Origin of the sequence: Microbacterium sp., assembly GCF_043427715.1 — a bacterium.
GTDB lineage: Bacteria > Actinomycetota > Actinomycetes > Actinomycetales > Microbacteriaceae > Microbacterium.
In genome coordinates this window covers 1-18,531 of record NZ_JBHWTD010000029.1, presented here as the reverse complement: position 1 = coordinate 18,531, position 18,531 = coordinate 1, and the positions used below count along the sequence as shown (strand labels likewise).

Here is an 18,531-nt window from a genome sequence, read left to right as displayed (position 1 = left end):
TTGCGCTGTGAGCAACACGCCCAGCGGCGACGAGCGCGCTGAGAAGACGCCCGGCGCGCGGCGGCGCAGCCTGGTCGCTTACCTGCGGTCGGATGACGGCGACGTACCCCTCACCGAACTCCGCGACCGCGTGGTGGCGAACAACCAGATCCTGCTGACGGCCATCGTCGCCGCGATCTTCCTCTCCGGGCTTGCCGCCGGGTGGCTCGGGAACGCTCCGCAGTTCGCTGCAGGTGTCCTCATCATCGTGGTCGCCGCAGTCTCGAGCCTCGCGGTGCCGTGGTCGCGCCTGAACCCGTCGTGGGTGGCGGTCGTCCCCCTGGTGGACATCCTGGCGATCGCGCTCATGCGCAGCTCCGACGTCCCCGGCGTCGCGCTGCTGTGGGCCTTCCCGACGATGTGGCTCTCTTCCATGGGGCGCATCTGGTTCCTCATCGCCTGCATCAGCGTCATCAGCGCGTACTGGACGACGCTCGCCGTCCTTCCCTCGTTCGAGTTCTCCTGGGCGATCATCGTGCTGCCCGCGGTCATCATCGCGATCGGCGCCTCCGCCTACAACGCGACGAAGCGCTTCGTCGCGCAACGGGCGCTGCTCGACAAGCAGTCCGCGCGGCTCGGCGCCGCCCTGCGTCACGCGAGTCGTCAGGAGCAGCTCCTTACCGAAGTGCTCGACACCGTCGACTTCGGAGTCCTCCGGATCGGCGCGGACGGTGAGGTGACGTTCGTCAACGACGCCCTCGGGCGCTTCCAACAGCGGATCCCCGGGTTCGGCAAGCTCGACTACGTCGGCGAGATGTTCGCCGCAGATGGACAGACCCCGCTGTCCGCCGCGGACCGTCCCCTCGCCCGCATCGCCCGTGGCGAGACCTTCAGTGACATGGTCGTCTGGTACCCCGTCTCCGATTCGCGTCGCGCCGCCATCAGCCTCTCGGCGCGTCGTCTGACGGATGCCGACGGGCAGCCCGCCGGTGTCGTGCTCGTCGCCCGTGACGTGACGGAGGAGCGCACGGCGCTCCGTGCACGTGACAGCCTCGTGGCCTCGGTGTCCCACGAGCTGCGCACGCCGCTCACATCGATCCTCGGATACCTGGAACTGGCGCTCGACGCCGACGACGTGCCCGCGGGCGTCCACCGGCAGATCGACGTCGCCTATCGCAACAGTGAACGGCTGCTCGGCATCGTTTCGGGCATCCTCGCCGCGTCCACGGCATCCCGCCTGTCGGCGGAGATCACCATCTCTCCGGAGACCCACGACATCGCACAGCTGCTGCGCTCCTCGGCATCCGATCTCAGCCAGCTCGCCCTCGAACGCGCCATCCGGATCGACGTCGACGACGTGGCGCCGGCTCCCGCATTCATCGACCCGGCGCGGGTGCGGCAGGTGATCGACAACCTCATCAGCAACGCGATCAAGTTCAACCGCGACGGCGGCACCGTCGTGCTCGGCACCTCGACAGACGGAGTGCACTCGTCGTTCCTCGTCCGCGACACCGGCATCGGCCTGTCGTCCGCCGACCGGGAGCGCGTGTTCGAACGCTTCTTCCGAGCGGAGAGCGGCGTGCCCGGGACGGGCCTCGGACTCGCGATCAGCCAGGAGATCGTCCGGGCGCACGGCGGCGACATCACCGTGACCTCCACGGAGGGGCTCGGCACCACCTTCGTCGTGCAGCTGCCGGTCACGGCCGAGGTCGCGGCATCCGACGGCGCCGCCACCGATGCGGCCACGCGGGTGGCGCCCGATGAGAGGGGCCAGCCATGACGCTCGACCTGCTGACCGTCACGGTGATGACCGCCCTGGTCGCGCTGGTGGCCACGGGGATCTTCGTGATCGAGACGCTCCGCCGACGGGACACGGGCGCGGGACGGCTGTGGGCGGTGGGCTATCTCTGCGGCACGGCGACCACGTTCGCCTACATCTCCTGGGCCGCCGGCATCGGAGGGGCGGCCGCGATCGCGATCGGCAACGCGGCGTTCGCCCTCACCCCGGGCTTCATCTGGCTCGGCAACCGCCGCTACAACGAGCGCAGCCTCGTCTGGTCGTCGCTTCTGGTCGGCGCCCTCGCCGTGGGAACTTTCGCCGCCGCGATGATCCGCGTACCGGTCGTCGGCGCCTGGGGCGGCTGGCAGGTGATGGCGGCGGCCATCGTCGTCTTCTTCGCCTTCGGGGGCGCGGAGTCCCTGCGCCGCCCGATGGGGCGGATCGGCAACGTGCGGCTGTTCAGCGGTGTCCTCTTCGCCGCCGGGGTGTACTACTTCGCGCGACTCATCGTCTTCCTGATCGACGGGGCCGAGGGCGAGTTCTTCAACACCTGGTTCGGCTCGATCTCCGCGAACATCGCGACCGTCATCCTCACGATCGTCGCCGTCGTCGTCACCTCGACACTGCGGGCGGCCAAGAGTGCGACTCAGCGCTACGAGTGGCTCAGTGGGAATGGTGTCGCCGCCGACGGCATCATGCTGGCCCGCACGTACCGTGACGCCATCAATGACATGACGGAGCGCGCCGGGTGGCGGCGCGAACTCGTCAGCGTGACCGTCGTGCACATCGACGGTCTGGAGGAGATGTCCGCCGCGTTCGGCACGGACGCCGTGGACGAGCTCACGACCGCGTGGCGTGCGGCGGTGCGTCGGTACGCGCCCGCGGCCGCATTCGTCGGCGAGGACGAAGACGCGACTCTCTCGCTGTGCGCACTGGCGACCACCGCCGCCGAGGCGCGCCGTCAGGCGGCGGCCGTCTACCGCGGCTGCGTCGACGAACTCGCCGGGAGTCCCACAGGCCTCCTCCCGATCGTGGGGGTCGGCGTCGCGTTGAGCGAGACGCTCGGATACGACCCGGTGCACCTGCTCACCGCCGCACGCGCAGCTGCTGTCCGCGCCTCGAGCAGTCTTGAGGCCTCCGTCCTGTTCGGCGGGGTCGACGAGGCGCGCAGTCAGCTGCAGTGAGAGAGCGGATGCCACGGGCGTGGCATCCTCGGAGGGTGACTCTCATCGCATTGACCGGTGGCATAGCCGCCGGAAAGTCGACCATCGCCCGCCGACTCGCGGAGCACGGAGCCGTGATCGTCGATGCCGATCAGATCGTGCGCGACGTGCAGAGCCCCGGGTCCCCGGTCGTGACCGCGATCGCGACGGAGTTCGGCGACGCGGTGGTGACGGAGGACGGCGCGCTCGATCGCGCCGCGCTCGCGGAGCGGGTGTTCGGTGATCAGGAGGCGCTCGCCCGCCTGAACGCGATCGTGCACCCTGCGGTGCGGGAGGAGTCCGCGCGGCGGTTCGCCGCGGCATCCGTCGATCCGGGCGCGGTCGTGGTCTACGACGTCCCCCTGTTGGTGGAAGCGCGGGCCGATGACCCGTGGGAGCTGATCGTCGTCGCGCACGCCCCCGCCGAGGTGCGCCGTCGGCGCATGATCGAGCTGCGGGGGATGACTCCGGAGGCCGCCGACGCGCGCCTCGCGGCGCAGGTCGACGACGACCGCCGGCTCGCGATCGCCGATGTCGTCATCGACACGGCGGGGGAGCTGTCGCACACGGTCGCGCAGGTCGACGCGCTGTGGGAGAGACTGCGCCCCGACACCGCTCCCTCGCCGGAGGATTGAGCGGACGGTCAGCTACGGGTGGCGCCGGTGTCGGAGGCGGAGCCTACGCTGGAAGGATGCAGACCACCCGCTCCGTGCGACCCTTCGAGGTCATCAGCGAGTACATGCCCAGCGGCGACCAGCCGCAAGCCATCGCCGACCTCGCGGCACGCATCAACGCGGGCGAGACCGACGTCGTGCTGCTCGGTGCGACCGGTACCGGCAAGTCCGCGACGACCGCCTGGCTGATCGAGCAGGTGCAGCGCCCCACCCTCGTGATGGCGCACAACAAGACCCTCGCGGCGCAGCTGGCCAACGAGTTCCGCGATCTCCTGCCCGAGAACGCGGTCGAGTACTTCGTCAGCTACTACGACTACTACCAGCCCGAGGCGTACGTCCCGCAGACGGACACCTTCATCGAGAAGGACTCCTCCATCAACGCGGAGGTCGAGCGGCTCCGCCACTCCACGACCAACTCGCTCCTCAGTCGGCGTGACGTCGTGGTGGTGTCGACGGTGTCGTGCATCTACGGTCTCGGCGCGCCCGAGGAGTATCTCCGGGCGATGGTCGCCTTGCAGGTGGGGGAGCGGTACGACCGCGACGCCCTCATCCGCAAGTTCATCGCGATGCAGTACAACCGCAACGACGTCGACTTCTCACGCGGCAACTTCCGGGTGCGCGGCGACACGATCGAGATCATCCCCGTCTACGAGGAGTACGCCGTCCGCATCGAGCTCTTCGGCGACGAGATCGAGGCGCTGTACATGCTGCACCCGCTCACCGGCGACGTCGTCCAGAAGCTCGAGAGCGTGCCCATCTTCCCGGCCTCGCACTACGTCGCGGGCACCGATACGGTGCAGCGCGCCATCAAGACGATCGAGCACGAGCTCGCGGAACGGCTGAAGGAGTTCGAATCGCAGGGCAAGCTGCTCGAAGCGCAGCGTCTGCGGATGCGGACCACGTTCGACCTCGAGATGCTCCAGCAGCTCGGCTTCTGCTCGGGTATCGAGAACTACTCGCGTCACCTCGACGGACGGATGCCGGGGGAGGCGCCGCACACGCTGCTCGACTTCTTCCCCGACGACTTCCTCCTGGTCATCGACGAATCGCACGTCACGGTGCCGCAGATCGGCGCCATGTACGAAGGCGACGCATCGCGCAAGCGCACCCTCGTCGACCACGGATTCCGCCTCCCGAGTGCCATGGACAACCGTCCGCTGCGGTTCGACGAGTTCAAGCAGCGCGTCGGTCAGACGGTGTACCTCTCGGCGACGCCCGGTCGCTACGAGATGGGCATCGCCGATGGCGTCGTCGAGCAGATCATCCGTCCCACCGGACTCGTCGACCCCGAGATCATCGTCAAGCCGTCCAAGGGTCAGATCGACGACCTGCTCGAGGAGATCCGCCTGCGGGTCGAGCGTGATGAGCGTGTGCTGGTCACGACGCTGACGAAGAAGATGGCCGAAGAGCTGACTGACTTCCTCGGCGAGCACGGCGTCCGCGTGCGGTATCTCCACTCCGACGTCGACACGCTCCGACGCGTCGAGCTGCTCACCGAGCTGCGGCAGGGCGTCTATGACGTGCTCGTCGGGATCAACCTGCTCCGTGAGGGTCTCGACCTTCCCGAGGTGTCGCTCGTCGCGATCCTGGATGCCGACAAGGAGGGGTTCCTTCGGTCGGGGACCTCCCTGATCCAGACGATCGGTCGTGCCGCTCGAAACGTCTCCGGCCAAGTGCACATGTACGCCGACAAGATCACCGACTCGATGGCTGCAGCCATCGAGGAGACCGAGCGGCGTCGTGAGAAGCAGATCGCCTACAACCTCGAGAACGGCATCGACCCGCAGCCGCTGCGCAAGAAGATCGCCGACATCACCGACGCCCTCGCTCGTGAAGCCACCGACACCCGCGACATGATGAACAGCCGTGGCGCGGCGAAGACGAAGTCCGGCAAGGGAAAGAGCCCGACGCCGCAGCTGCGCCGGGAAGGGATCGCCGCCGAAGGGGCGAACCAGCTCGAGGCGACGATCGAGGACCTCACCCGGCAGATGCTCGCGGCCGCCGACGAGCTCAAGTTCGAGCTCGCCGGAAGACTCCGCGACGAGGTGCAGGATCTCAAGAAGGAACTTCGGGCGATGGAGAAGGCCGGCCACGCCTGACCGCCACGGCGCGGGACCGGCCCCGATCGCGCCTCCGGCGAGGTGTGCGGCCGCCATAGGCTGAGGACCGTGCCGCTGCGCTCGATCCTCTCCGCCCCGGAACTCGCCGGCACCTCGTGGTCGGTCGTCATCACGACCGTCGACGGTTCGGTGTCGCTCGTGCACGAGCCCGACCGGCGACTCCGCACGGCGAGCATCGCGAAGCTCCTTCTGCTGGCGACGACCGCCGACCGCATCGCCTCCGGGACCCTCGACCCGGCGACACCCCTCTCGCGACGCGGCGTCGAACCGGTCGCCGACAGCGGTCTCTGGCAGCACCTCGACGCGCCGACCATGACCGTCGCCGACCTCGCCACACTGATCGCAGCCGTCAGCGACAACCTCGCGACCAACGTGCTGCTCGATCACATCGGCACACCGGCCGTCGCGGCCATGACCGTTCGGCTGGTGTCGCCTCAGACAGCCCTGCTCGACAGGGTGCGCGATCGCCGCGAGAGCTCATACCCCGAGACGCTGAGCGTCGGGACCGCCGCGGACTGGGCCTCGTTCTTCGTGCGCCTCGCGGGCGATCGCCTCCTCGGGCCGGAGGCCGATGCGCTGCTGCGCGGCTGGCTGGAACGGAGCGTGGACCTGTCGATGGTCGGCGCAGCCATGGCGCTCGACCCGTTGGCGCACACGGCAGCGGACCTCCCCGCACTGTGGAACAAGACCGGAACGGATGCCGGAGTGCGCGCCGACGTCGGGCTCATCCGCGACGAGCAGCGCGACGTCGCCTACGCAGCCCTCTGCAACTGGAGCCCGGAACGCGCCGTCCGCGTGGACGACGTCCTCGCCGCGATGCGGGCGATCGGTGCGCTTGCGCGCGAATGCGGGCGGACCGCGTAACGGCCCGCCCGCATTCACACGTCACGTCAGGCGGAGACGGTGGCCTCCTTGCCGGCGAGACGCTCCCACACCCGGTGCGAGCCGAGCAGTCCGATGATCCCGGACACGACCTCGTCGGCTCCGGCGACCACGATGCCCGCGGCACCCGGATCGATCCGGGCCGACCCGAGAGCCGACTCCCCATCGCCCGTCGCGCCGATCGCCTTCCCCTGACGGAAGAGCTCGTCGAGCAGACGCTGCGTCGGAGCATCCGGCGATGCCACGAGCGCGATTGCCGCATCGAACTCGACGCTCGAGGCCGTCTGAGACGTGCGCTGGACCGGGATGTCGCCGAGCATGCCACCGCGCGGCGCGACCACGAGCGGGACAACTCCCGCGCCGTGCAGCGCGGTCCGCAGCCCTGCCAGCGTCGAGGTCCCGCCCGGAGGGGTGGGGGCTTGACCTCAGATCAGCGGGCGCTACTCTTCGCGTGGCGGTCGAGCGGCAGCCCGGCGATCCATCACGGGCAGTGCATGCGAGGGCGCTCGCCGGAACGGTCGAACGTGTGCGACGACATCGGCTGCCCGCACAGGGGGCATGCGCGGCCGGTGCGTTCCGGCTCCGGCTCCGACTCATACGGGCCGACGGATGCGGGGCCCGCGTAGCGGATCAACCGGCTGTTCCAGTAGGCGTACCAGCCGCCGGCCGCTGCCACACGGTCGCGAAGAGGAGGACGATCCTTCCGGCGAGAGCTCATATGCTTAGTGTACTAATGATCAGGGCAGGAAGGATCCCCGTGGACCGCGACGTTCTCGCTTTGGAGAGTCAGCTGTGCTTCGCCATCGTGACCGCGGCGCGGAACGTGGTGTCGATCTACCGACCGGTCCTCGAGCCGCTCGGGTTGACCCATCCGCAGTACCTCGTCATGCTCGCCCTCTGGGAGAGCGCCCCGCAGTCGCTCTCCGAGCTGGCATCCGCGTTGGCGGTCGAGCCGGCGACCTTGTCGCCGACGGTGAAGCGGCTGGAGGCGCAGGGGAGGGTCGAGCGCCGTCGGCGCGGGAGCGACGAACGCGTGCTCGAGATCACCTTGACGGCCGAGGGCACCGCCTTGCGTGAGCGGGCGCTGTCCGTTCCCGGCGAGATCATGGCTCGGGTGGGCATGAGCCTCGATGACGTGACGACGCTGCGCGAGGGGCTCGCGCCGTTCGCCGGCCGGCGTGACGCGCCGGAGACGCCGCCGATCTGATCGCCGGGAGCGAAGCCCGGAGCCCGTGTCGGTGGCCCAACCTAGAATTGACCGGTGCCCATCGTCCCTGTCCCCACGTCCTCGAAGCTCAGCGTCCGCGGTGCCCGCGTCCACAATCTGAAGAACGTCGACCTCGACATCCCGCGCGACTCGCTCGTCGTGTTCACGGGCCTGTCCGGGTCGGGCAAGTCCAGCCTGGCGTTCGACACCATCTTCGCCGAGGGGCAGCGCCGCTACATCGAATCGCTCAGCTCGTACGCGCGCCAGTTCCTGGGTCAGGTCGATCGCCCCGACGTCGATTTCATCGAGGGGCTCAGCCCGGCCGTGTCGATCGACCAGAAGTCGACCAACCGCAACCCGCGCTCCACGGTCGGCACGATCACCGAGATCAACGACTACATGCGACTGCTGTGGGCCCGCATCGGGGTGCCCCACTGCCCCGAGTGCGGGGAGCGGATCGAGCGCCAGACGGTGCAGCAGATCGCCGACCAGCTGATGGACCTGCCCGAGCGGACGCGCTACCAGATCGTGGCGCCGGTCGTCTCGCAGAAGAAGGGCGAGTTCGTCGACCTCTTCAAGGAGCTGTCGGCCAAGGGGTACGCCCGCGCGATCGTCGACGGCGAGACCGTCCAGCTCGCCGAGCCGCCCACCCTGAAGAAGAGCTACAAGCACGACATCGCCGTCGTCGTCGACCGTCTCGTGGCCGGCCCGGACATCCTCACCCGCGTCACCGATTCCGTCGAGACCGCCCTCGGCCTGGCCGGTGGCGTGCTGCAGATCAACTTCGTCGACGAAGAAGGGGATGCCGCGTGGCAGAGCTACAGCGAGAAGCTCGCCTGCCCCAACGGTCACCCGCTCCAGCTGACTGAGATCGAGCCCCGCACGTTCTCCTTCAACGCGCCGTTCGGCGCGTGCCCGGCGTGCTCGGGGCTGGGCACCCGTATGTCGGTGGACACCGAGCTCCTGCTCGGTGACGAGGAGCTCTCCATCGCCGAGGGCGTCATCATCCCCTGGACCACGCAGGGCAAGGGTCTCTTCCAGTACTACGAGCGGCTCCTGGTCGGGCTGGCCGACGACCTCGGCTTCTCGCTCGACACTCCGTGGAAGGACCTCGGCGAAGACGTGCAGAACGCGGTCCTCGCCGGTGAGAACTACAAGGTCACCGTCAAGTGGAAGAACCGCTACGGACGTGAGATGCGGTACGCGTCGGGCTTCGAGGGCGTCATCCCTTACATCGAGCGGCAGTTCTCGCAGGCGGAGAGCGACACCCAGCGTCAGCGCTGGTCGGAGTTCCTCCGCGAGGTGCCGTGCCCCGTCTGCGACGGCGACCGCCTCAAGCCCGAGGTTCTCTCGGTCCTCGTTCACGGGCACTCGATCGCCGAAGCCTCCCGACTGAGCCTGGGAGAGGCGCAGCGGTACTTTGCTGAGCTCGAACTCACCCCGCGGGAGTCGACCATCGCCGCGGCGGTGTTGCGTGAGATCCGCGCGCGTCTGGACTTCCTGATCCAGGTCGGTCTCAACTACCTGAGCCTCAGCCGCGCGGCCGGGTCTCTGTCCGGTGGTGAGGCGCAGCGCATCCGGCTCGCCACCCAAATCGGGTCGGGCCTTACCGGTGTCCTCTACGTCCTCGACGAACCCTCGATCGGTCTCCACCAGCGCGACAACCGCCGTCTCATCGAGACTCTCGTCCGTCTGAAGAGCCTCGGCAACACGCTCGTGGTCGTCGAGCACGATGAAGAGACGATCCACGCCGCCGACTGGGTGGTCGACATCGGGCCGCGCGCCGGGGTCGAGGGCGGCAACGTCATCCACTCCGGTCCCGTCGAGCAGCTGCTCACCGAAGAGGCGTCCCTCACCGGCGCCTACCTCAGCGGTCGCCGCGCCATCGCGACACCGCGCAAGCGTCGCAAGATCGACAAGTCCCGCCAGCTGCGGGTCGTCGGCGCGCGCGAGAACAACCTGCAGAACATCACGGTCGATTTCCCGCTGGGCGTCCTCACGTCGGTCACCGGCGTGAGCGGTTCGGGCAAGTCCACCCTGGTCAACGGCATCCTCTACGAAGTGCTGGCGACCAAGCTCAACGGCGCTCGCCGCGTCGCGGGCAAGCACACCCGCATCACAGGGCTCGAGAACCTCGACAAGGTGGTGCACGTCGACCAGGCGCCCATCGGTCGCACCCCGCGCTCGAATCCGGCGACCTACACCGGCGTGTTCGACCGCATCCGGTCGCTGTTCGCGGAGACCACCGAGGCGAAGACCCGCGGCTACCAGCCTGGACGCTTCAGCTTCAACATCAAGGGCGGTCGGTGCGAGGCATGCTCGGGTGACGGCACGATCAAGATCGAGATGAACTTCCTGCCCGACGTGTACGTCGACTGCGAGGTCTGCCACGGTCAGCGGTACAACCGCGACACCCTCGCCGTCCACTACAAGGGCAAGAACATCGCCGAGGTGCTCAACATGCCCATCGCCGAGGCGGCGGAGTTCTTCGAGCCGATCCAGGCGATCCACCGGTACCTGAAGACGCTCGTCGACGTCGGGCTCGGGTACGTGCGTCTCGGGCAGTCCGCGACCACTCTGTCCGGCGGTGAGGCGCAGCGCGTGAAGCTCGCCACCGAGCTGCAGCGGCGATCGAACGGTCGCACCATCTACGTCCTCGACGAACCGACCACGGGTCTGCACTTCGAAGACGTGCAGCGCCTGCTCGAAGTCCTGAACGGGCTCGTCGACAAGGGCAACACGGTGCTGGTCATCGAGCACAACCTCGACGTGATCAAGGCCTCGGACTGGGTCATCGACCTCGGCCCCGAGGGTGGGTCAGGCGGTGGCACCGTCCTCGCGACCGGCACCCCCGAGCAGATCGCGCAGGTGCCCGAGAGCCACACCGGCCAGTTCCTGGCGGAGATCCTGGGGACGGCCCCGGCCCGCAAGGCGGGCTGAGGTGGCATCCGCGCTCCCGTACAAGCCGAAGCCGGGGGAGATCCCCACCAGCCCGGGGGTGTACCGGTTCCGCGACGCCGACGGGCGGATCCTGTACGTCGGCAAAGCGAAGAACCTGCGGGCGCGGCTGTCGAACTACTTCGCGCCGCTGCACACTCTGCACGAGCGCACCCGGCGGATGGTGACGACGGCGGCGAGCGTCGAGTGGACCGTCGTGGAGACCGACGTCGATTCGCTCCAGCTCGAGTACACCTGGATCCAGGAGTACTCGCCGCCGTTCAACGTCCGCTACAAGGACGACAAGTCGTACCCCTACATGGCGGTCACCCTCGGTGACGAGGCCCCCCGGGTGATCGTCACGCGCAACCGGCGCATCAGGGGCGCGAAGTACTTCGGGCCGTTCCCGAAGGTGTGGGCCGTGCACGACACGATCGATCAGCTCATCAAGGTCTTTCCCATCCGCACCTGCAGCGACTCGTCCTACAAGAAGGCGATGACGACGGGCCGGCCCTGCTTCCCCGGGCAGATCGGGCGCTGCGGCGGCCCCTGCTCGATGAAGGTCACGATCGCGGAGCATCGGGCGATGGTCGACGACTTCGTCGCGTTCATGTCCGGCGCGGACAAGCAGTTCGTGAAGAACCTCGCCGCGCGCATGCGCGAAGCCGCCGCGGCGATGGACTACGAGTCCGCGGCTGATTACCGCGACAAGCTCCAGGCAATGGAGGCGGTGCTCAACCGCAGCGCGCTCGTGCTCAGCGAGGACACCGACGCCGACCTCTTCGGCATCGCCGAGGACGAGCTCTTCGCCGCGGTGCAGCACTTCGTCGTCCGGGGCGGACGCGTGCGAGGCGTGCGCGCCGCGACCATCGACAAGGAGCTCGACATCACGGGGGCCGAGCTCGTCGACCAGCTCCTCCAGCGTGCCTACGGGGATGCCGCGGCCGACGACGTGCCGCGGCACGTCATCGTCCCGACGCTGCCCGATGACGCGGCCGAGCTCGAGGAGTGGCTGCGGGCGCGTCGTGGCAAGAAGGTGACGCTGCAGGTCGCGCAGCGTGGTCAGAAAGCCGACCTCATGCGGACGGCCACCATCAATGCGCAGCAGGCGCTCATGCTCCACAAGACCCGCCGCACGAGCGACTACACCGCCCGCACGAAGGCGCTCACTGACCTGCAGGAGGCACTGGGGATCACGGAGGCGCCCCTGCGCATCGAGTGCTTCGACGTCAGCCACCTCGGCGGCACGAACGTCGTCGCGTCGATGGTGGTGTTCGAAGACGGACTTCCCCGCAAGGACCAGTACCGCTCGTTCGGGGTCGCCGAGACCACCGATGACACCGATTCGATGTACCAGGTGCTGATGCGGCGGCTCGCCCACATCGACCGGGATGAGGCCGAACCCGAGGTGGATCCCACGGCCGACGGTGATGTCGAGACGGTCCGCAAGCGGCCCCGCTTCGCCTACCGTCCTCAGCTGCTGGTCGTCGACGGCGGTCAGCCCCAGGTCGAGGCTGCGGCGCGCGCCCTGCGTGACGCCGGCCACGAGGAGATCGCGCTGTGCGGCATCGCGAAGCGTCTCGAGGAGGTGTGGCTGCCGGGGGAGGAGTACCCCGTCATCCTGCCGCGCACCTCGGAGGCCCTCTACCTGCTGCAGCGCCTCCGCGACGAGGCCCACCGCTTCGCGATCACCCATCAGCGCAAGAAGCGCCGGCGTGACATCACGACGGTGCTGTCGGAGGTGCCGGGCCTCGGCGACGCCCGGATCAAGGCGTTGCTGCGCCACTTCGGCTCGGTCAGCGCGCTGCGCGGTGCGACCGTGGAGCAGATCCAGGAACTGCCCGGCATCGGACCCCGCCTGGCCGAAGCCGTCCACGCTCACCTGACGACCGGTTCCGGCGGAGCCGACGAAGCTCGGTAGTGTGGAGTTCGAGGGACAGGGGCCAAGGTGATGGACGCGCACACGACGGGTGAGATCCTCATCGTCACGGGCATGTCCGGCGCGGGCCGCACGACGGCCGCCAACGCCCTCGAGGACCTCGACTGGTACGTCGTCGACAACCTGCCACCGCAGATGCTGAAGCCTCTGCTCGACCTGACCGCGATCGCCGCCGACGCGCTGCCGAAGGTCGCGGCGGTCGTCGACGTCCGCGGTCGCCAGCTCTTCAGCGAGCTCCCCGCCGTGACCCGCGCGCTCCGCGACCGTCGGAAACTCCGGGTGCTGTTCCTGGATGCCGCCGACGATGTGCTCGTGCGACGGTTCGAGGCCGTGCGGCGACCCCACCCGCTGCAAGGCGACGGCACGATCCTCGATGGCATCCGCCGCGAGCGGGACCGGCTCACCGCCATCCGCGAGGGCGCGGACGTCATCATCGACACCAGCTCGCTGAACATCCATCAGCTCGCCAATCGCGTCGTCGACCTGTTCTCCGGCGAGGGCGACGCGCGTCACACGGTCACGGTGATGAGCTTCGGATTCAAGTACGGTCTGCCCTCCGACGTCGACCTCGTCGCCGACATGCGTTTCCTCCCCAACCCCTATTGGGAGCCGACGCTGCGGGCACTCACGGGTGAGGACGAGCGGGTGCGGGATTTCGTGCTCGGGCAGCGCGGCGCCGTCGAGTTCATCGACGCCTACGCGCGGGCGCTGCATCCTGTCCTGCAGGGGTATCAGCGGGAGAACAAGCGGCACTCGGTCGTCGCGATCGGCTGCACCGGCGGCAAGCACCGTTCGGTGGTGACCGCCCTGGAATTGGCTGACAGATTGGCCGATGAGGCCGGTGTGGCGGTCCGTGTCACTCATCGTGACCTCGGTCGCGAGTAAGCTGACCCTTTGTCCCTGACTGTTCACCCGAAGGATCGACGTGCCTCTGACTGCTGATGTGAAGACGGAGCTGACCTCGGTCCGGGACCCCCGACCCACCGCCCGGGTGGCCGAACTGACCACGATTCTCCGCTTCTCCGGTGGTCTCCACTCCATCGCCGGCCGTGTCGCCGTCGAAGCCGAACTGGAGACGGACATCCTCGCCCGGCGCGTCGCCCGCGACCTCGTGGAGCTGTACGGCGTCCGCCCCGAGCTCGCTCACGTGCAGGCCTCGGGCGGCCGCACCGGCAACCACTTCGCTGTTCGTGTCATCGACGGCGGTGAAACCCTCGCGCGCCAGACCGGTCTCCTCGATCAGCGCCGTCGTCCCGTCCGGGGACTGCCCAACAAGATCACCACGGGCGCTCGCCCCGACCTCGCCGCCGTGTGGCGGGGCGCGTTCCTCGCCGCCGGCACCCTCACCGATCCGGGCCGCTCCGCCGCGCTCGAGGTGTCCTGCCCGTCGGGTGAGGCGGCCATGGCGCTCGTGGGCGCCGCCCACCGGCTCGGCATCGCCGCCAAGGCGCGCGAAGTGCGCGGCATCCCGCGTGTCGTCGTCCGCGACGGCGAAGCGATCCGCAACACGCTCCTCATGATGGGCGCGCAGAAGACCGCCGCCGCGTGGGAGGAGATGCGACAGCGCCGCGAGGTGCGGGCCGGGGTGAACCGCCTCGTCAACTTCGACGACGCGAACCTCCGCCGCTCCGCTCAGGCCGCCGTCGCCGCCTGCGCGCGGGTGGAGCGGGCTCTCGAGATCCTCGGCGACACCGTCCCCGACCACCTGAAGCAGGCCGGTGACCTCCGTCTCGCGCACCGCGACGCGAGCCTCGATGAGCTCGGCCACCACGCCGACCCGCCCCTCACGAAGGATGCCGTCGCCGGTCGCATCCGTCGCCTGCTCGCGATGGCCGACAAAAAGGCTGCGCAGGAGGGGATCCCTGACACCGAGTCAGCGGTGCCCGCCGGTCTCGAGGACTGAGCGCTACATTCCTTCGTCCGGGGAAGCAACCGCCTCCCCGGTCTGTTGGTCATCAATAGGATGAAACCGACCGGCTGTGCTCCGGCACGGCACTCAACGAAGGAAGAGGACATGGCGAAGTACACGTTGCCCGAACTGCCGTACGACTACTCCGCGCTCGAGCCGAGCATCAGCGGGAAGATCATGGAGCTTCACCACTCGAAGCACCACCAGGCGTACGTCACCGGCGCCAACACCGCGCTCGAACAGCTCGCCGAAGCCCGCGAGAGCGGCAACCTCGCGAACGTCAACAAGCTCGAGAAGGACCTCGCGTTCAACCTCGGCGGTCACGTGAACCACTCGATCTTCTGGACGAACCTCGCTCCCGCGTCGCAGGGTGGCGGCGGCGAGCCCGAGGGTGAGCTCCGCGCCGCGATCGACGAGTTCTTCGGCGGCTTCGACAAGTTCCAGGCCCACTTCACGGCCGCCGCGACCGGCATCCAGGGCTCGGGCTGGGCCGTCCTGAGCTGGGACCCGATGGGGGAGCAGCTCATCATCCAGCAGCTGTTCGACCAGCAGTCCAACACCGCACAGGGAACCGTCCCGATCTTCCAGCTCGACATGTGGGAGCACGCCTTCTACCTCGACTACCTGAACGTCAAGGCCGACTACGTCAAGGCCGCGTGGAACATCGCCAACTGGCAGAACGTCGCACAGCGACTCGACGCCGCTCGCCAGAAGACGGCCGGCCTGCTCTAGTAGTAGGGTCATAAAACAGGTGAGGATGCCGGGGGTCCTTCCGGCGACGGGAGGTCGATTCCGGCATCCTCTCTCTTTTTCAGCAGATCGCGTTCGGCCCCCGATGGGTGCTGCGCGTGACGAGAATCGGGAGACATCGTGTCTGTCAAGATCGGCATCAACGGCTTCGGCCGCATCGGACGCAACTACCTCCGCGCGGCACTCGCGCAGGGCGCGGACCTCGACATCGTGGCGGTGAACGACCTCACCGACAACAAGACCCTCGCCCACCTGCTCAAGTACGACTCGATCCTGGGTCGCCTCGACGCGGAGGTCTCGTACACCGGCGACTCCATCACCGTCGGCGACAAGACGATCAAGGTCTTCGAAGAGCGCGACCCGGCCAACCTCCCCTGGGGCGAGCTCGGCGTCGACATCGTCATCGAGTCCACGGGCCGCTTCACCAAGGCCGAGGACGCCGGCAAGCACCTCGCCGGTGGCGCCAAGAAGGTCCTGATCTCGGCCCCCGCTTCGGGTGAGGACGCCACGTTCGTCATCGGTGCGAACGAAGAGCTCTACGACCCCGAGACGCACCACATCATCTCGAACGCCTCGTGCACGACCAACTGCCTCGCTCCGCTGGCCAAGGTCCTCAACGACAACTTCGGCATCGTCAAGGGCCTGATGACCACGGTTCACGCGTACACGGCTGACCAGAACCTCCAGGACGGCCCTCACAGCGACCTTCGTCGCTCGCGCGCCGCCGCCCTCAACATCGTCCCCACCTCCACCGGTGCCGCCAAGGCCATCGGCCTCGTGCTGCCCGAGCTCAAGGGCAAGCTCGACGGCTTCGCGCTGCGCGTTCCCGTTCCCACCGGCTCGGCAACCGACCTGACCGTCGAGCTCGACCGCGAGGTCAGCGTCGACGAGATCAAGGCCGCGTACAAGGCTGCCGCCGAGGGTCCCCTCAAGGGCATCCTGAAGTACACCGAGGACGAGATCGTCTCCAGCGACATCGTGACCGACGACCACTCCTGCATCTTCGACGCCGGCCTGACCCGCGTCATCGGCAATCAGGTCAAGGTCGTCGGCTGGTACGACAACGAGTGGGGTTACTCCAACCGCCTCGTCGACCTCACCGAGCTCGTCGCCAGCAAGCTCTGACGATGGCTCTGCGCACCCTCGATTCGCTGGGTTCGCTCGCAGGCAAGCGCGTCATCGTCCGTGTTGACTTCAACGTCCCCCTGAAGGACGGCGTCATCACGGACGATGGGCGTGTGCGCGCGGCGCTCCCCACGCTCACCGCACTGCTGGACCAGGGGGCGCGCGTCATCGCGGCGTCCCACCTGGGCCGGCCCGACGGTGCCCCCGACGCGAAGTACAGCCTCGCACCCGTCGCCACCCGCCTGTCCGAACTGCTCGGCAAGCCGGTCGCGTTCGCCACCGACACCGTGGGCGAGTCGGCCCGCGAGACGGTCGCGGCCCTCGCCGACGGTGAGATCGCCGTCATCGAGAACCTCCGCTTCAACGCGGGCGAGACCGCGAAGGACGACGCCACGCGCGGCGCCTTCGCGGCTGAGCTCGCCGCTCTCGGAGACGTCCTCGTCTCCGATGGCTTCGGAGTCGTGCACCGCAAGCAGGCGTCGGTCTACGACCTCGCGGAGCTGCTTCCGTCGGCGGCGGGGCTCCTCATCGAGAAGGAGGTCGACGTCCTCGACCGCCTGACCGAGCGTCCCGAGCGTCCGTACGCGGTCGTCCTGGGCGGGTCGAAGGTCAGCGACAAGCTCGGCGTCATCGAGCACCTGCTGCCGCGCGTGGACAAGATCCTCGTCGGTGGCGGCATGCTCTTCACCTTCCTCGCCGCGCAGGGTCACTCCGTCGGCAAGAGCCTCCTCGAGGTCGACCAGCTCGACACCGTGCGCGGATACATCTCGACGGCCACTGAGAAGGGCGTCGAGCTGATCCTCCCGGTGGATGCCGTTATGGCATCGGGCTTCGCCGCCGACGCCGATCACGTGGTCGCCGCCGCCGACGCGCTCGAGGACACCGCTTTCGGTGCCGACGGCATGGGTCTGGACATCGGACCGAAGACGGCCGAGCTGTTCGCGGAGGCGATCCGCGGAGCGAAGACGGTGTTCTGGAACGGCCCGATGGGCGTGTTCGAGATGGAGGCGTTCGCCGCCGGCACCAAGACCGTCGCGCAGGCGCTCACCGAGGTCGACGGCCTGTCGGTCGTCGGTGGTGGCGACTCGGCCGCGGCCGTGCGTCAGCTCGGTTTCGCCGACGACAGCTTCGGTCACATCTCGACCGGTGGGGGCGCGAGCCTCGAATTCCTCGAGGGCAAGAAGCTACCCGGATTGGAGATCCTCGGATGGGAAGCGTGACCCGTAAGCCGCTCATCGCCGGCAACTGGAAGATGAACCTCGACCACCTCCAAGCGGTCGCGTTCGTCCAGAAGCTGCACTGGACCCTGAAGGATGCCGCGCACGAGACCGATTCGGTCGAGGTCGCGGTGTTCCCGCCGTTCACCGACATCCGCACGGTGCAGACCCTGATCGACGCCGACAAGATCCCGTTCGCCCTCGGCGCGCAGGACCTGTCGACGAAGGATTCCGGTGCCTACACCGGCGAGGTCTCGGGCGCGTTCTTGAAGAAGCTCGACGTGGACTACGTCATCATCGGGCACTCGGAGCGTCGTGAGTACCACGCCGAGTCGGACGCGGTCGTCGCCGACAAGGTGCAGGCCGCGCTCCGTCACGGCATCGTCCCGGTCGTCTGCGTCGGGGAGACCCTCGCACAGCGCGAGGAGTCCGGCCCCACCGCCGTCTCGGTCTCGCAGCTGGAGGCGGCCCTGCAGGGCGTTCCCGCCGACGCGGACATCGTGGTGGCGTACGAGCCGGTCTGGGCGATCGGCACCGGACAGGTCGCCTCGCCCGAGCAGGCGCAGGAGGTCTGCGCGGCGCTCCGCGCCGTCGTGGCGGGGAGCCTCGGAGAGGACGCCGCCGCGCGCACCCGCATCCTCTACGGCGGATCGGTGAAGTCGGCGAACATCGCCAGCTTCATGCGCGAGCCCGACGTCGACGGTGCTCTGGTCGGCGGTGCGAGTCTCGTCGCCGACGAGTTCGCCGCGATCATCCGATACCAGAAGCACGTCGGAGTGTGATCGTCGCGCGGCGCGGGCCCTCCGAGGT

16 protein-coding genes are annotated in these 18,531 nt (G+C 68.6%); 14 read left to right on the top strand and 2 right to left on the bottom strand.

Annotated elements, in window-relative coordinates:
• The first annotated feature begins 7 nt into the window (after positions 1–7).
• The 5 genes from ACHFGS_RS02995 (at position 8) to ACHFGS_RS02975 (ending at position 6,619) form a co-directional block, all read left to right on the top strand.
• Positions 8–1,759, top strand: coding sequence for a sensor histidine kinase (locus ACHFGS_RS02995; RefSeq protein ID WP_394279067.1), 1,752 nt, complete (start codon positions 8–10; stop codon positions 1,757–1,759).
• A complete protein-coding gene (locus ACHFGS_RS02990) occupies positions 1,756–2,943 on the top strand; it encodes a diguanylate cyclase (RefSeq protein ID WP_394279068.1) in 1,188 nt (395 codons plus the stop codon). The genes ACHFGS_RS02995 and ACHFGS_RS02990 overlap by 4 nt, the downstream gene beginning before the upstream one ends.
• 35 nt (positions 2,944–2,978) lie before the next feature.
• A complete protein-coding gene (gene coaE / locus ACHFGS_RS02985; protein WP_394279069.1) occupies positions 2,979–3,596 on the top strand; it encodes a dephospho-CoA kinase in 618 nt (205 codons plus the stop codon).
• A gap of 56 nt (positions 3,597–3,652) precedes the next feature.
• A complete protein-coding gene (gene uvrB, locus ACHFGS_RS02980) occupies positions 3,653–5,734 on the top strand; it encodes an excinuclease ABC subunit UvrB (protein ID WP_394279070.1) in 2,082 nt (693 codons plus the stop codon).
• A 69-nt stretch (positions 5,735–5,803) separates the two neighbouring features.
• Positions 5,804–6,619, top strand: a complete 816-nt coding sequence (locus ACHFGS_RS02975; protein WP_394279071.1) for a serine hydrolase — start codon at positions 5,804–5,806, stop codon at positions 6,617–6,619.
• A gap of 26 nt (positions 6,620–6,645) precedes the next feature.
• Here the strand turns inward: ACHFGS_RS02975 and ACHFGS_RS02970 are convergent, their stop codons facing one another.
• Both ACHFGS_RS02970 and ACHFGS_RS02965 read right to left on the bottom strand, forming a co-directional pair.
• The gene (locus ACHFGS_RS02970) at positions 6,646–7,026 is read right to left on the bottom strand and encodes a hypothetical protein (RefSeq protein ID WP_394279082.1); all 381 of its coding nucleotides are present in this window, start codon (positions 7,024–7,026) and stop codon (positions 6,646–6,648) included.
• A gap of 92 nt (positions 7,027–7,118) precedes the next feature.
• Positions 7,119–7,355 (bottom strand): hypothetical protein, encoded by a 237-nt coding sequence (locus tag ACHFGS_RS02965; RefSeq protein WP_394279072.1) that lies wholly within the window; start codon positions 7,353–7,355, stop codon positions 7,119–7,121.
• Positions 7,356–7,394: 39 nt separating this feature from the next.
• Here ACHFGS_RS02965 and ACHFGS_RS02960 point away from each other — a divergent pair, with 39 nt between their 5' ends.
• The 9 genes from ACHFGS_RS02960 (at position 7,395) to tpiA (ending at position 18,503) form a co-directional block, all read left to right on the top strand.
• Positions 7,395–7,844, top strand: coding sequence for a MarR family winged helix-turn-helix transcriptional regulator (locus ACHFGS_RS02960; protein WP_394279073.1), 450 nt, complete (start codon positions 7,395–7,397; stop codon positions 7,842–7,844).
• 54 nt (positions 7,845–7,898) lie between these two features.
• Complete coding sequence (gene uvrA / locus ACHFGS_RS02955) at positions 7,899–10,784, top strand: excinuclease ABC subunit UvrA (RefSeq protein WP_394279074.1); 2,886 nt, start codon at positions 7,899–7,901, stop codon at positions 10,782–10,784.
• Position 10,785: 1 nt separating this feature from the next.
• On the top strand, positions 10,786–12,702 hold the full coding sequence (uvrC, locus tag ACHFGS_RS02950; RefSeq protein WP_394279075.1) for an excinuclease ABC subunit UvrC: 1,917 nt from the start codon (positions 10,786–10,788) through the stop codon (positions 12,700–12,702).
• A gap of 30 nt (positions 12,703–12,732) precedes the next feature.
• Entirely contained in the window at positions 12,733–13,605 is an 873-nt protein-coding gene (rapZ, locus tag ACHFGS_RS02945) for an RNase adapter RapZ (protein ID WP_394279076.1), read from the top strand.
• A 40-nt stretch (positions 13,606–13,645) separates the two neighbouring features.
• Positions 13,646–14,623, top strand: coding sequence for a DNA-binding protein WhiA (gene whiA / locus ACHFGS_RS02940; RefSeq protein WP_394279077.1), 978 nt, complete (start codon positions 13,646–13,648; stop codon positions 14,621–14,623).
• 111 nt (positions 14,624–14,734) lie between these two features.
• Complete coding sequence (locus tag ACHFGS_RS02935; protein ID WP_394279078.1) at positions 14,735–15,361, top strand: superoxide dismutase; 627 nt, start codon at positions 14,735–14,737, stop codon at positions 15,359–15,361.
• A gap of 138 nt (positions 15,362–15,499) precedes the next feature.
• Positions 15,500–16,504 (top strand): type I glyceraldehyde-3-phosphate dehydrogenase, encoded by a 1,005-nt coding sequence (gene gap / locus ACHFGS_RS02930; protein WP_394279079.1) that lies wholly within the window; start codon positions 15,500–15,502, stop codon positions 16,502–16,504.
• 2 nt (positions 16,505–16,506) lie between these two features.
• The gene (locus tag ACHFGS_RS02925; RefSeq protein ID WP_394279080.1) at positions 16,507–17,724 is read left to right on the top strand and encodes a phosphoglycerate kinase; all 1,218 of its coding nucleotides are present in this window, start codon (positions 16,507–16,509) and stop codon (positions 17,722–17,724) included.
• Positions 17,712–18,503, top strand: coding sequence for a triose-phosphate isomerase (gene tpiA, locus ACHFGS_RS02920; protein WP_394279081.1), 792 nt, complete (start codon positions 17,712–17,714; stop codon positions 18,501–18,503). The genes ACHFGS_RS02925 and tpiA overlap by 13 nt, the downstream gene beginning before the upstream one ends.
• Positions 18,504–18,531 lie beyond the last annotated feature (28 nt).